Source organism: Acidovorax benzenivorans (assembly GCF_028680575.1).
In the GTDB taxonomy this organism is placed as follows: Bacteria; Pseudomonadota; Gammaproteobacteria; order Burkholderiales; family Burkholderiaceae_C; genus Acidovorax; species Acidovorax benzenivorans.
In genome coordinates this window covers 1-13,143 of the sequence record NZ_JAPCKI010000023.1, presented here as the reverse complement: position 1 = coordinate 13,143, position 13,143 = coordinate 1, and the positions used below count along the sequence as shown (strand labels likewise).

13 protein-coding genes and 1 pseudogene are annotated in these 13,143 nt (G+C 59.7%); 7 read left to right on the top strand and 7 right to left on the bottom strand.

What is annotated here, in order from left to right; genetic code table 11:
- Positions 1–7: 7 nt before the first annotated feature.
- From OIN59_RS23715 to OIN59_RS23705, 3 genes are all read right to left on the bottom strand, one after another.
- Entirely contained in the window at positions 8–1,333 is a 1,326-nt protein-coding gene (locus tag OIN59_RS23715) for a TolC family protein (RefSeq protein ID WP_407655139.1), read from the bottom strand.
- 75 nt (positions 1,334–1,408) lie between these two features.
- A complete protein-coding gene (locus OIN59_RS23710; RefSeq protein WP_274114461.1) occupies positions 1,409–1,864 on the bottom strand; it encodes a hypothetical protein in 456 nt (151 codons plus the stop codon).
- Between the two features lie 33 nt (positions 1,865–1,897).
- Positions 1,898–2,566, bottom strand: coding sequence for a Crp/Fnr family transcriptional regulator (locus OIN59_RS23705; RefSeq protein ID WP_274114460.1), 669 nt, complete (start codon positions 2,564–2,566; stop codon positions 1,898–1,900).
- Between the two features lie 69 nt (positions 2,567–2,635).
- Between OIN59_RS23705 and OIN59_RS23700 the strand changes: the two genes are divergently transcribed.
- Positions 2,636–3,226: a hypothetical protein gene (locus OIN59_RS23700; RefSeq protein WP_274114459.1), complete on the top strand. Its 591-nt coding sequence runs from the start codon at positions 2,636–2,638 to the stop codon at positions 3,224–3,226.
- 30 nt (positions 3,227–3,256) lie between these two features.
- Here the strand turns inward: OIN59_RS23700 and OIN59_RS23695 are convergent, their stop codons facing one another.
- The 4 genes from OIN59_RS23695 to OIN59_RS23680 form a co-directional block, all read right to left on the bottom strand.
- The gene (locus OIN59_RS23695) at positions 3,257–5,629 is read right to left on the bottom strand and encodes a heavy metal translocating P-type ATPase (protein WP_274114458.1); all 2,373 of its coding nucleotides are present in this window, start codon (positions 5,627–5,629) and stop codon (positions 3,257–3,259) included.
- A gap of 41 nt (positions 5,630–5,670) precedes the next feature.
- Positions 5,671–5,910, bottom strand: coding sequence for a DUF2933 domain-containing protein (locus OIN59_RS23690; RefSeq protein ID WP_274114457.1), 240 nt, complete (start codon positions 5,908–5,910; stop codon positions 5,671–5,673).
- Positions 5,911–6,068: 158 nt separating this feature from the next.
- Positions 6,069–7,493: a heavy metal sensor histidine kinase gene (locus OIN59_RS23685; protein WP_274114456.1), complete on the bottom strand. Its 1,425-nt coding sequence runs from the start codon at positions 7,491–7,493 to the stop codon at positions 6,069–6,071.
- On the bottom strand, positions 7,490–8,176 hold the full coding sequence (locus tag OIN59_RS23680) for a heavy metal response regulator transcription factor (protein WP_274114455.1): 687 nt from the start codon (positions 8,174–8,176) through the stop codon (positions 7,490–7,492). The genes OIN59_RS23685 and OIN59_RS23680 overlap by 4 nt, the downstream gene beginning before the upstream one ends.
- A 146-nt stretch (positions 8,177–8,322) precedes the next feature.
- On the opposite strand from OIN59_RS23680, the gene OIN59_RS23675 reads away from it, so the two are divergent.
- The 6 genes and pseudogenes from OIN59_RS23675 to OIN59_RS25400 all read left to right on the top strand — a co-directional run.
- Positions 8,323–8,640, top strand: a complete 318-nt coding sequence (locus OIN59_RS23675) for a hypothetical protein (protein WP_274114454.1) — start codon at positions 8,323–8,325, stop codon at positions 8,638–8,640.
- Between the two features lie 14 nt (positions 8,641–8,654).
- Complete coding sequence (locus OIN59_RS23670) at positions 8,655–10,070, top strand: TolC family protein (protein ID WP_274114453.1); 1,416 nt, start codon at positions 8,655–8,657, stop codon at positions 10,068–10,070.
- 19 nt (positions 10,071–10,089) lie between these two features.
- The gene (locus OIN59_RS23665) at positions 10,090–11,502 is read left to right on the top strand and encodes a multicopper oxidase family protein (protein WP_274114452.1); all 1,413 of its coding nucleotides are present in this window, start codon (positions 10,090–10,092) and stop codon (positions 11,500–11,502) included.
- A 33-nt stretch (positions 11,503–11,535) separates the two neighbouring features.
- Positions 11,536–12,021, top strand: coding sequence for a cupredoxin domain-containing protein (locus tag OIN59_RS23660; RefSeq protein ID WP_274114451.1), 486 nt, complete (start codon positions 11,536–11,538; stop codon positions 12,019–12,021).
- Between the two features lie 37 nt (positions 12,022–12,058).
- Positions 12,059–12,400 carry a copper-binding protein gene (locus OIN59_RS23655; RefSeq protein WP_274114450.1) on the top strand — a complete coding sequence of 114 codons (342 nt, stop codon included), beginning with the start codon at positions 12,059–12,061 and terminating at the stop codon, positions 12,398–12,400.
- A gap of 241 nt (positions 12,401–12,641) precedes the next feature.
- A pseudogene (locus OIN59_RS25400) lies at positions 12,642–12,710 on the top strand (integrase); the annotation flags it as partial.
- Positions 12,711–13,143: the final 433 nt, after the last annotated feature.

Genomic DNA, 13,143 nt, shown 5'->3' with positions numbered 1-13,143 from the left:
TCTCCCTTCAGTCGGCGATCAGGCTGTTCAGGCGGGCAATCACGGTGTCCCGTTGCGCCTGCAGCTCAATGAGACGCCAGTGCGACTCCCGCACTTGAGCTCGAGCCGCCAGCACGGCGCTCAAGTCACCTTTGGCAGCCTGGTAGTTGGCCAGCGCGAGTTCAGCGCGCCCCTGTGCAAGGCCGATACCGGCCGATTGCAGCCGCTCGATCTGGTTGTTCAGCGCCACCAGCTCTGAAGCGCTGTCCTCCAGCTCCTGCAGGTGCCTGCGGGTCACATCTTCCTGCTCGGCTTCCAGGCGCTGCAGCTCCAGCTGCTTGGCCTTGATCTGGGGTCCCTGGCGCCGCTCCTGTTGCCAGGGCAGGTCAAAGGTCACCTGGAAGGACACCATGTCACCCCAGCGGCGGTCGCGGCGGCTGTAGGCGACTTCCCAGGACCAATCACCCTTGGTTTCTGCCTGGGCTTCGCGCGTTTCCGCCAAGGCCATCGCCTGCATGGCCGGGTACTGCGCCAGTTCCGCGTGGCGGTGTACCTCAGAGCGCAGCTGATCCAAAGGGCGGCTCAGCGGCCCAGGAGTTCCCTGCAGCGTCTCGTCGGCTCGGGCGCCGACCCAGCGCCGCAGCATCGCCCTGGCCTTGGAGCGGTCCCGCTGCAGATCGTCCTTGCGGTCCGACAGCGCAAGCGCCTCCTGCCTGGCCATCAGCAGGTCTGCGGCCTGGGCAGTGCCTCCGGCGATGCGGGCAGGAAGGCTGTCCTGCAGGCGCTGGTTCTCTCGCAGCAGATCGGCGAGTACCTGGTCGCGCTGGTCGATGGCCTGGGCCATGATCCAGGCTTGGCTCAGCTCCTGGCGGATCTGCAGACGCTGGACGCCCAGGGCTGCGCGCTCGCGTTCCACCTTGGCCTCGGCGCCGGCAATCTGGGCATCTCGCTTGGCCCGGTTGGGCACCTCCTGCATCAGCGCCAGGCGCTGCATCGTCATAGACTCGCGTGTGAGGCTGAAGCGGTCCATGCCGCTGATGGGAAAGTTCTCGATACCGACCGAGAGCTTTGGATCAGGCAGTGTTCCTGCCGACTTTTGGGTGCTACTGGCAGCGTCAACCTGCAGTCGCTGGGCCGCGATGCGAGGACTTTGCTGCTCCGCCAGGGTCAATGCCTCGGCAAAGCCCAGGGCGTGTGCCTGGTTGCCAGCCAAGCCGATGCCAGCCAGCATGAGCCACGAAGCTGCCAAGCGCATATTCCTGGGGTTGGGCACCAAGATGCGCTGGGAGATATGAGAAATGCGCAGGTGCGCAGTCAGGCGCCCGCATGGAGCGCCGAAGGAGATGTTGGGCATGATGGTCCTCGAAATGAAGGGGCACGAAGTCAGACCTGCGCACACGCTGCAAGGCAGCGCACACGCCGTGCACGATCAATTCCGAAAGACCTGGTGTGTCAGATAGATGGGAGGGGTCCCTGCTCGACTGTCAAGCTCCGCGTAGACAGCCCGGGGGTCTATATGGCGCTCTGAGTCCAGGATCACAGGCAGCACATAAGCAACCCAGATGGCGTGCGCCGCCATCGCCTGCAGATCGAGACCCTGGAGCGAGGGGGAGGACAAGCTGTCGCCATCACAATGGGCTCGGCACAGCTGCGGGTCCTGCTCATCCATGGTGCCCGCCATCGCATGGCAATCGGGCATGGAGGGCATGCCAACGACACCTTCCATGGCCATGCCCGCTTGTTGCATTGATGCCTCATGGGCGGCGGAGTCCAGCTTCGGACAGGCATAGGCGGCCAACGCGAACTGCATCAGAAGCAACGCCGCGACCAGAAAGCTGGCTATCCAGCGTCCTTGGCGCGAAAAAATGCTTCTGACAGAAATCATAGGGTGATCGTACCGAAGATCGTCGGCGCGTGGTTAACCCAGATCAATGCTTCTAGTCTGTTCGGAGCTGAGTGCCAGCCCACCCAGTTGGCAAATCTTCAACCCGTCTTTTAGGCGCAAGATGGCCCCCTGGCGCTGCAGGCGAGCAAGTGCCCGGTAAAGCGCTTCGTGGGTGAGGCCGATGTCCTCGGCAAGATGCTTGAGCGTTCCGTGTTGAGTCCAAAAACCGGAAGCGTCACAGTGAAGTCCTAAGAATTGCAGGATCCGCTCTTCGGCGGAGCGCGTCTGCTTTATCTCCAACTTGGTCCGTAGTCCCTGTACGCGTCTTGCCAACTCGGCTGTGAATGTCCACAGCAGCTCGGGAGACTCGCGCAGCTGACCGATCAATTCCTCCTTGCGAAAAACTAGCACCTCCGAGGGTTCCAGTGCTACCGCGTCGCAGTGGTACTTTGCGGAGAACAATGACGCTTCGGCAAAAAAATCGCCTTGACGCACTGTGTGCATCGTGATTTGCCCTCCTGTCAAGGTGCTGCGAACCAGGCGCACACAGCCTGACCGTAGGTGAAACACTCCTGCGCTAGCAGCGCCCTCACGAAAAAGCACCTGCCCCGACGCCAGCCGACGCAGCGAGGGTGTTACTCCAAACGCGCAGTCCGAAGGTTCAACGCAGTCTTCAGTGGTCTGACGTGATGATGCTCTCATATGACTGTAATCATATTCATCTCGTGAGTACCGAAGGATGATTTAGGCTCAACTCCCTTAATATCCGACATGAAAACGCAACTCGCTTATTTGCTTTTGGTGAGCGCCGCCTCCGTTGTCGTGGCCCAACCCCACACGCCTCCTGATCCAAGCAAACCTGCCCAGCTCGCTGCGCAAACTGGCTCCTCGCGATATGCCGGCGAACAAGAGCGCGAAATCAAAGCGTTTTCCGCTCAACAAATGGAAGACTTACGAGCTGGAAGGGGCATGTCGCTCGCGCTTGCTGCTGAACTCAACGGCTACCCCGGACCCGCCCACGTCGCGGAGCTGGGCGGAAAGTTGCGTCTGACGCAAGACCAACTACGAGAAACGACGGTGCTTACGGATCAGATGAAGGCCGACGCTCAACGACTTGGGAAAGCCGCAATTGAGACCGAAAGGGAGCTGGACCACCTCTTCAAGACTGGACGGCCCAGCGAAGTCAGCGTGGCTCAGGCAGTCGAACGCACTGCGCTCGCCCAAGCAGCGCTTCGCGCGTCGCATCTGAACTACCACCTTCGGACGGTCGCGATCCTCACAGCACAGCAAATAGCGCGCTATCAAGAACTGCGCGGCTATGCAGCTTCTGCCAGCGCCGTCCCCAAATACGAGGCAAATTGACCCTGCTGCCCAGCGGACCTACTGTCTCCTTCATCGGCCGCTACGCAATCGTAGGGCGTTGGTGATCACCGACGCAGAGCTCAGGCTCATCGCCAAGGCCGCGATCATCGGCGACAGTAGCCATCCGGTGAAGGGATACAGCAGCCCTGCGGCAATCGGTATGCCCAGCGCGTTGTAGAGGAAGGCAAACATGAGGTTCTGCTTCATGTTTCCCACGGTAGCCTCAGACAGTTCCCGCGCTGTGGAGATACCCCGCAGATCGCCCTTGACCAAGGTGACCTGCGCACTGTTCATCGCCACATCGGTGCCGGTGCCCATCGCGATCCCCACATCCGCCTTGGCAAGGGCGGGCGCGTCGTTGATCCCGTCCCCCGCCATGGCAACAACACGGCCTTCGGCCTGCAGCCGCGACACCAGGGCCAGCTTGTCCGCAGGCTTTACCTCGCCATGGACCTCATCAATCCCCAGCTTTGCCCCCACCGCCTTGGCGGTGGTCATGCCGTCGCCCGTGGCCATGACAATGCGCAGTCCCGCCGCATGCAAGGTCGCCAGCGCTTCCGGCGTGCTGGTCTTGATGGCATCGGAGACCACCAGCAGGCCTTGAAGCTGGCCGTCGGCCGCCAGGTACATCACACTGGCGCCTGCGGCGCGCAAGGCCTCTGCCTGCGCAAGCAGCGGATCCGCAGAAACGCCCACCTGCTCCATGAAAATCGTGTTACCCAGGGCGAGCTGGCGCCCGGCGACCCGTCCGCGTACGCCTATGCCCGATCCGGACTCGAAGTCCTCGGGCTTGTCCAGACCTAGTCCCTTGGCGCGGGCCGCCTGGACAATGGCGTCGGCCAGCGGATGCTCGCTGCCTTGGTCCAGGCCGGCCGCCAGGCGCAGAACCTCGTCCTCGGACAGACCGGGCATGGCGACAACCCGTTCGAAGGAGGGTTTGCCTTCGGTGAGCGTGCCTGTTTTGTCCACGATCAGCGTGTCTACCTTGCGCAAATTTTCGATGGCGGCCGCGTCCCTGAACAGCACACCACTGGTCGCCCCCCGACCGGTGGCCACCATGATGGACATGGGCGTTGCCAAGCCCAACGCGCAGGGACACGCAATGATCAGCACGGCCACGGCATTGACCAGACCATAGACCCACCGAGGCTCCGGCCCAAACAGGCCCCACGCAAAGAGCGTGAGCAACGCGATACCCACCACGGCCATCACGAAGTAGCCCGCCACCTGGTCGGCCATGCGCTGCATGGGGGCCCGTGAGCGCTGTGCCTGGGCAACCATCTGCACGATCTGGGACAGCATGGTGGCGGCGCCCACCCGCTCAGATCGGATCACCAGTGCCCCGTTGGTATTGAGAGTGGCACCTATAACTGCATCACCAGGCCCTTTGACGATGGGCACCGGCTCGCCAGTGAGCATGGCTTCGTCCACTGCACTGCTGCCCTCCACCACCACACCATCCACGGGGACCTTCTCGCCGGGCCGCACGCGCAGCAGATCGCCCACATGGACGTGGGACAACGGGACATCGCTCTCCTGGCCACTGGCATCGATGCGCCGGGCTGTCTTGGGAGCGAGGCCCAGCAACGATTTGATGGCGGCCGAGGTCTGCGAGCGCGCCTTGAGCTCCAGCATCTGGCCGAGCAGCGTGAGCGAGATGATGACGGCTGCAGCTTCGAAGTACACCGCCACGCGGCCCATGGCCTGGAACGAGGCTGGAAATACCCCAGGCGCCACGGTGGCGACCACGCTGTAGACGAAAGCGGCACCGGTGCCCAGGCTGATCAGTGTCCACATGTTGGGACTGCGGTTCGCGATGGACTGGGCACCACGCACAAAGAAGGGCCAGCCAGCCCACAGCACGATGGGAACCGTCAGCACCAGCTCGATCCAGCTCTGGGTAGCCATTTCAAACCACTGCAGCCGGTGCCCCACCATAGCCAGGACGGTGACCACCACGGTAAGTGGCAACGTCCACCAGAAGCGATGCCGAAACTCCACGAGTTCGGCGTTTTCTCCCTCATCTAGCGTAGGCAGCATCGGTTCCAGTGCCATGCCGCATTTGGGGCAGTTTCCGGGATGGTCCTGTTGCACCTCTGGGTGCATTGGGCAGGTGTAGGTTGTGCCCGGTTGCGCCGCTTCGGGCTCGGACTGAGGCGCGCTCTCACTGATAGGAGTAGAGAGAAATTTTTGCGGCGCTTCCATGAAGCGTGCTTTGCATTTGGCGCTGCAAAAGTAGTAGGGATGTCCTTCGTGCTCTGTCGAGTGATGCGACTGTTCCGTCACCCCCACCCCACACACGGGATCCTTCAGTCCCACGGACGGCGCAGCTGGGTTCCCGTGTTGCCCATCATGATGATGATGTTCGTGATGGGAGTGCTCGTTCGATGTTGGGGGCGACATGGATGGAACTCCGGTTGATGTGTTGGGTGTCCTGAGCAGGGTTACTTTTGGCCCGAACTGCCTTTATGTGAGCTGTGGCCCCCGTGTCCATGGAGAAGATGCATCAGGGGACACGCCAGCAAGAGCAGGTAGGGCCAATAGCCAGCGATATGCGACCAGTGCTCTCTGAGAAGAAAGAAGACACCGATGAACGCAAGCATGATCACTGCTCCGATCAATTTTTTGCTGCACCCGGTGGAGGCTGCAGCGTCCAAATGCTCTGCGGTGTGGTCGTGGTTCATAGTGCTCTCCAAGAGGGGGCAACGAAATCGTGTGGGACCTTGTAGGAACGATAGGACTTAACACGAGGGGAAGGTCAAGCGCTTAAGTGAACGGGTCTTGACGTTCACACCTGGGCGGTTCGTGAGGTGGTGCCTATTGAGGCCTTCAGGTTTGGGCGTCAATGAGCTTTGCGGTGGTCATCCATCTGTGTCGCATGCTTTACGGCGCTCAGCCCATCAGGGAAAAACATGGAGAAGCACGTCTTGCCATGGCTTGACGTCACCGAAATGTGGCCACGATGCGCATGAACGATGGCCTGGGTGATAGATAACCCAAGACCTGCTCCATCTGAATCCAGTTGCTTTCGTGACTTGTCGGCCCGGAAAAAACGGTCAAACAGCCGAGGAATCATCTGTTCATCGATAGTCAGCCCTGTGTTGAGGACATTCACCGTGGTTCCTTGAAGGTCCCCCTTGATGTCAACGACTACGTCTTCGCCAGACGGCGTGTATCTGATCGCATTGGATAGAAGATTGCTAAGGGCCCGCCGAAGCATCAGCCGATCGCCGGAGATCTCGGCCTCTCCAGATAGCCTTAACTGCACCCGTTTTTCTTCGGCGAGCGCCTCATAGAAATCAAACAGAGCCTGTGCTTCATCGTGAACTGCGATTTTTTCCAAGCTGGGTAGGATGAGCCCGTGGTCAGCCTTCGCCAGGAACAGCATGTCGGCGATCATCCTGGCCAGGCGCTGGTATTCCTCGGCGTTAGAGGCCAGGATGTCCCGGTATTCCCCTGGCGACCGGGTCTGGCTGAGCGTTACCTGCGTCTGCGTCATCAGGTTGTTAATGGGCGTACGCAGCTCATGGGCCAAGTCCGAAGAAAATTCGGATAGACGATCAAACCCTTCCTTCAGTCGGCGGAGCATTTCGTTGAGAGTGGTAGCAAGGTCTGCCATCTCTACAGGAAACTCTTGAGTGGGCATCCGCTCGTCTAGCCGCTGCGCAGTAATAGCCATAGCGCGGGACCGCATGGCGCGAAGGGGAGCCAAGCCATTCTTGGCGGCCCACCAGCCCAGGATCCCGGCCACTAGCGTTGCCAATGCCACATAGCCCACGAGCACCCAAATGAGGTCTTGCATGAAATGCTTGTGGTGTGCAATGTCCAATGCGACCCAAATCTGGAGCGGTGTAGCAGTGGTGCCCGGTAACGACACGGACTCGGACATTCCCCGGTACTCGCGGTCCTTGGTTTGCCACGACGCAACTCCCAAGCGAGCTGTTTGGGTCCGGGTGGTCAGGTCCTGTGGAAACTGGAAGTTTGGTGTCGAGTAAAGCGGTTGCGCCCCCTGCAGCACGCTGACGTATAGACCTTCATGGCTATGCAGAACGTCGTCCAGCCGTACTTGCAGATCCTCAGGCGATTGGGCTTTTCCAATCACTTCGCGTGTCAGGTGAATCTTGTCACGCAGTGCATCCCGGTCCAGTTCCACGAAATGCTGGTCAATCGAGATGGCTACGAGGGTCCCCAGCCCGACGAGCACGACACATGAGGCCAAAGTGAAAAAGACCGTCAGTCGTGTTGTGAGCGAGTAGCCAACTCTCACACAGGCTCCTGAGGTGCCTCAAGCACATATCCCATGCCCCGTACCGTCTGGATCAGCTTGGTATCGTAGGCGTCATCGATCTTGGCCCGAAGCCTTCGCATTGCCACCTCAATCACATTGGAGTCGCTGTCGAAATTCATGCCCCACACCTGAGATGCGATCAGGGAGCGAGGTAGGATTTCCCCTTGGCGGCGCATCAGCAACTCCAGGAGTCCGAACTCCTTGGCAGTGAGGTCGATGCGCTTGCCCGAGCGGTTTACGCGCCGGCGCAGAAGATCCAGTTCGAGGTCGGATACCTGCAGGACCGTCACCTCCGTGCCATTCCGCCCGCGTCGCAGGATAGTGCGCACGCGCGCCAGCAATTCGGCAAAGGAAAACGGTTTGATCAGATAGTCATCAGCACCGAGTTCCAGGCCATTCACCCGGTCTTGCACTTGGTCCTTTGCTGTGAGAAACAGAACGGGCATCTCCCGGCCGTGACGGCGCAGTTTGGAGAGCACCTGCCATCCGTCCATCCCTGGAAGCATTACGTCCAGGATCACCAGGTCGTAATCACCGCTCTTTGCCAGGTGCAGGCCATCCACGCCGTTGCGGACCAGATCGGCATTGAACCCCGCCTCGCGCAGCCCTTGGCGCAGGTACTCGCCCGTTTTGATTTCATCCTCGACTACCAAAATTTTCATGCGGTCTCCCCAGCACTGCGCGTGGCCGCAAGTGTGCTCGCAGATCGCAGGCTTTCTTGAACATAACAAAGATGTAATGAAGCCGGTATGTCGTTGGAAGCCAGCGGCTCACACAATGACCGGCATCAAGAACGCATGGTGAATCTATGAAAATTTTCTGGCTTTCACGTCCTCGCTCAAGCCGCTGGCTGGCCGCCGCCGCAATGACGCCATCCCTGGCATTCGCACAAATGACAGGGGGCGATACCGCGAAGGTGGACTACCAGTTTTCGTACCGATCAGTCCTCTCGGGCTACGAGGCCTATAAAGAGCAATCCGTCCAGCCCTGGAAGACAGCTAATGACAAGGCGGGCGAGATCGGAGGATGGCGTACCTACGCAAAGGAAATGCGCCAGACAGCACCGACAACCGGGCAGGATCAGCCCGCACAGGGCCACGACGCGCACCATGGGGGCAAGCAATGAGCCGCCCCTTGCACATGCCTCGCACCAAACTCGTGATCGTCGTGGCGGCAGTTGCGGTCTTGTCTGGCTGCGCCAGCGTGAATCTGGAGCAGAACCTATCCAGCGCCAATGCAACAGCAAGCAACTTCACGGACGGCCAGCTCACCTTGGCCCGGGACCAGAACGAACGCGATGCCTTGCGCCAGCGCGCCTCGGACCTGCTGGCCAAACCGCTGAGCCAAAAGGATGCTGTGCAACTTGCATTGGTCAATAGCCCATCCATGCAGGCCCTCGTGGCCCAAAACTGGGTGGACGCTTCCACAGCAGCCCAGTCCAGCCGCATCGCTAACCCCATTTTGAGCCTGGAGCGGGTTCGCCTGGGTAGCGAGACGGAGATCGGTCGACTCCTGTCCTTCGGCCTGCTGGATCTGCTGACCTTGCCAACACGCAAAGGTATTGCCGAGCAGCGAATCAAGCAGACCCAGTTACGCTTGAGTAGCGACGTGGTGGACCAAGTGACGCAGGTGCGCCAGGCCTGGGTCCGCGCTGTCGCCGCACAACAGACGCTGACTTACACCGAGCAGGTCTTCGCCAGCGCCCAAGCCAGTGCTGAACTGGCCAAGCGCATGCAGTCAGTGGGCAATTTCAACAAGCTTGACCGTGCACGCCAGCAAGCGTTCTATGCCGACACAGCGACCCAGTTAGCCACCGCTCAGCACCAAGTCACCGCAGCCCGTGAGGAGCTGGTGCGGCTGCTGGGCCTGGACGACAACCAAGCCCAACAGCTCAAGTTGCCTGAGCGCCTGCCTACACTGCCCAAGGAGCCGCTATCCCCATCGGACGCTGGCCGCCAGGCGTCCAAGGGACGGCTGGATCTGCAGATTGCGAAGGCCGACTACGACGCAGCCGCACGCACACAAGGCTGGAACGCGATCACGACCTTCACGGACATCGAACTGGGTGTACGGCGCGACTCTGTCTTCGATGCAGCCGAGAACACCCACTCCACACGGCGCGGCTTCGAGATCAGTCTGCAGCTGCCGATCTTCGACTGGGGTGGCATGCGACGCGATTCCATGAGCGCGCAAACCCTGGCCGCAGCCAACCGCCTGGAGGCCACAGCTCGCGCTGCAGGCTCGAACTTGCGCGAGAGCTATTCCGCGTACCGCACGGCGTATGACATCGCGCGCCACCATCGCGACGAAGTAATCCCACTACGAAAAACCATCTCCGAAGAAAACCAGCTTCGCTACAACGGGATGCTGATCAGCGTTTTCGAGTTGCTTGCTGACTCCCGCGATCAGGTGAACTCGGTGATGGCAGCCCTCAATTCCCAACAGCAGTTCTGGCTGGCGGACGCTGCTCTTCAGGCTTCTCTTATTGGCAAGCCCACCAGCGCTGGCGTCTCGGGCGGCGGTGCATCCGCTGCCGAAACTGGTGCAGGCCACTGATTCCCTCAAGGAAACCAACATGAATTCAAGAAGAGATTTTTTCCGGTTTGCTGGCATTGCTGGAGGGGCCGTGGCGGCAGCGAGTGTGAGCCGTCTGGCGATGGCCGCTCTGCCTGAGCCAGTTTTCCAGACCAGCGCGGACACCATGGCACCTCTAGTGCCCAACTCCGGCCGCCCCTACAACCCGGTGGTCACGCTCAATGGCTGGACGCTGCCCTGGCGCATGAACCAAGGGGTCAAGGAGTTCCACCTGGTGGCAGAGCCGGTGGTGCGAGAAATGGCCCCAGGTATGAAGACCCATCTGTGGGGATACAACGGCCAGAGTCCCGGCCCCACCATCGAAGTCGTGGAAGGTGATCGAATTCGCATTTTCGTGACCAACAAGCTGCCCGAGCACACCAGCATCCACTGGCATGGGCAGCGCTTGCCCAATGGCATGGATGGCGTGGCAGGCCTGAACCAGCCCGCCATTCAGCCTGGCAAGACCTTTGTCTACGAATTCGTGGCACGCCGTCCTGGCACCTTCATGTACCACCCGCATGCCGATGAAATGACGCAAATGGCCATGGGCATGATGGGCTTGTGGATCACCCACCCCAAAGCCAAACATCCTCTTATTGATGAGGTGCAACGCGACTTCTGTTTCCTGCTGAGTGCCTACGACATTGAACCCGGCGCCGCGACCCCCCGGGTTGCGGAAATGCTGAACTTCAATCTGTGGACATGGAACAGCCGCATCTTTCCTGGCATCGATTCATTGAACGTCCGGCTCAACGACAAGGTACGCATCCGCGTCGGCAACCTGACCATGACCAATCACCCCATGCATTTGCATGGCCATGAGTTTTTGGTCACAGGCACGGATGGTGGTCCTACGCCAAAGAGCACCCGTCTCTATGAGGTAACCGCCGATGTGGCCGTGGGCCAGATGCGCCAGATCGAATTCGTCGCGGACGAAGAAGGCGACTGGGCATTTCACTGCCACAAGAGCCACCACACCATGAACGCGATGGGACACAACATACCCACCCTGATTGGCGTAGACCACCGGGGTGTTGCCAAGAAGATCAACGACCTGATCCCTGATTACATGGTCATGGGCGAGCGGGGTATGGCAGACATGACGGAGATGGAGATGCCCATTCCGGATAACACCATTCCCATGATGACGGGAGAAGGCCCCTTCGGATCAGTCGAGATGGGGGGCATGTTCAGTGTCTTAAAGGTGCGCCGCGACCAGAAGCCTGGAGACTACAAGAACCCGGGTTGGTACAAGAACCCTGTGGGCACGGTTGCGTACGAATACACCGGCCCGATCTCTGAGCCTGCGCGCTTCCAGGCCGAAGGCGGTCAGTCCATGCCCCTCAAAGAGAAGCGCAGTTCGGACACCGTCGTCAAGGTCAAAAAACCCTCGCCGCACAGCGGCCACTGATCACCCAGTTCCTGACCACTACACAAGGTAAAAATGAAACGCACACTTTCCCTGATCGCAGCCTCCGCCCTGATGGCCTTGTCTTTCAACAGCTTTGCAGGTGGTGCCCACAGTGGTGGCCATGGCCATGGAAGCGAGGAGTCAGCCATAGGTCAACCCGGCAAGGCTGCCAAGGTGACCCGCACGATCAACGTAGACATGGCTGACACCATGCGCTTCACACCTGCTGCCATATCCGTCAAACAGGGAGAAACCATCAAGTTCGTGATCAAAAACAGTGGTCAGGTCAAACACGAATTCAGCTTGGGAACCGAGGCCGAGCTGAAGGAACACTACGAAACGATGAAGAAATTCCCGGATATGGAGCATGACGAACCCAGCAAGCTGTCGCTTGCTCCCAGCAAGCAGGGCGAAATCATCTGGCAGTTCACAAAGGCGGGTGAAGTCAAGTTTGCCTGCCTTTATCCGGGCCACTACGACGCTGGCATGAAAGGTCAGGTCACTGTGGTCAAGAAGTAAGCAGCTATTTCTCTCAGCCACTGAATAAGGATTTCATATGAAAAACGCACATACCTTTCTGCTCAGCATTGCGCTGTCGTTGACCACTCTTTTGCCAATGTCCGCGATTGCGCAGGCCTCGGCCGAAGCCGGTAAACCCTCAGCCATGGCATCCGCCTCAATGACGGATGGAGAGGTGCGCAAGATCGATAAGGATGCGGGAAAGATCACCATCAAGCACGGTGACATCAAGCATTTGGAGATGCCGGGTATGACCATGGTTTTCACAGCCAAGGACAAGGCGCTGCTCGACAAGACGCAAGCTGGTGACAAGATCCGATTTATGGTGGTCAGCGAGGGGGGAAAGATGGTTGTTACCGCCATTGAACCTGCCAAGTAAGAAGGTTGAAACAGAGAGCGCCCTCGAGGGGCGCTTGTCGCCATATGTACGGAGCGAAAGCAGCAGCGGAAAAAGTCGCTTCCAAATGCATCGACGTTGCGATGGTGGCCGCGTCGCGTGCGTTCCCGTTAGCAGGACTTCTCAAGTCAGGCGTCCCGCCAATTCCCGGGCTCAAGCGCTGGCAAGGACCACAAAAAATCAAGCCCCTCGATACTCGGGCTCGTAAGCACGGCAGCCGGTAGCAACCGTGCGCTATCTCGGCATTGAGGTCGATGATGCGCTTGAAATCTCCGAGCAGACTGAAATCTAGTCGGCAATTCAGTCGCTCCGGCGGTCGCGCAATTGCACGTCCACGGGCGGTAGTACCCACTTCTAACCACAGGTTACGTGAGTTGGTAAATTTCCACTTTTTAACCCGACCGGTCATTCGGCGACTCGCACTGAACGACCGCAACAGCCTGAAGCCGACAGCCACAACGCGGTCGCTTGCAAGCTTTTTCCGCGAGGAGGATAATTCTTCCTTATGAAAATTCTCACCAACATGATCAAGGCATCGTTCGCCACTTAGTTGCGCCCCTCGATTGCGTATCGGAGGGCTGCGCGCCTTCCGGTTAATAGAACCCCGGCAGGCTCCCCTTCCGGGGTTTTTTGTTTTTCACACCACGGACCAACCCATGCGTACCTACGACAAGTTGATTGCCACGATTCCCGACCGCCGGAGCTTGAGTTCCGTGCGCCCGGGC

Excerpts from the sequence above, each read along its gene's own strand:
- OIN59_RS23715 (WP_407655139.1), bottom strand. The coding sequence starts at position 1,333 with ATGCCCAACATCTCCTTCGGCGCTCCATGCGGGCGCCTGACTGCGCAC.
- OIN59_RS23710 (WP_274114461.1), bottom strand. The coding sequence starts at position 1,864 with ATGATTTCTGTCAGAAGCATTTTTTCGCGCCAAGGACGCTGGATAGCC.
- OIN59_RS23705 (WP_274114460.1), bottom strand. The coding sequence starts at position 2,566 with ATGAGAGCATCATCACGTCAGACCACTGAAGACTGCGTTGAACCTTCG.
- OIN59_RS23700 (WP_274114459.1), top strand. The coding sequence starts at position 2,636 with ATGAAAACGCAACTCGCTTATTTGCTTTTGGTGAGCGCCGCCTCCGTT.
- OIN59_RS23695 (WP_274114458.1), bottom strand. The coding sequence starts at position 5,629 with ATGTCGCCCCCAACATCGAACGAGCACTCCCATCACGAACATCATCAT.
- OIN59_RS23690 (WP_274114457.1), bottom strand. The coding sequence starts at position 5,910 with ATGAACCACGACCACACCGCAGAGCATTTGGACGCTGCAGCCTCCACC.
- OIN59_RS23680 (WP_274114455.1), bottom strand. The coding sequence starts at position 8,176 with ATGAAAATTTTGGTAGTCGAGGATGAAATCAAAACGGGCGAGTACCTG.
- OIN59_RS23675 (WP_274114454.1), top strand. The coding sequence starts at position 8,323 with ATGAAAATTTTCTGGCTTTCACGTCCTCGCTCAAGCCGCTGGCTGGCC.
- OIN59_RS23670 (WP_274114453.1), top strand. The coding sequence starts at position 8,655 with ATGCCTCGCACCAAACTCGTGATCGTCGTGGCGGCAGTTGCGGTCTTG.
- OIN59_RS23665 (WP_274114452.1), top strand. The coding sequence starts at position 10,090 with ATGAATTCAAGAAGAGATTTTTTCCGGTTTGCTGGCATTGCTGGAGGG.
- OIN59_RS23660 (WP_274114451.1), top strand. The coding sequence starts at position 11,536 with ATGAAACGCACACTTTCCCTGATCGCAGCCTCCGCCCTGATGGCCTTG.
- OIN59_RS23655 (WP_274114450.1), top strand. The coding sequence starts at position 12,059 with ATGAAAAACGCACATACCTTTCTGCTCAGCATTGCGCTGTCGTTGACC.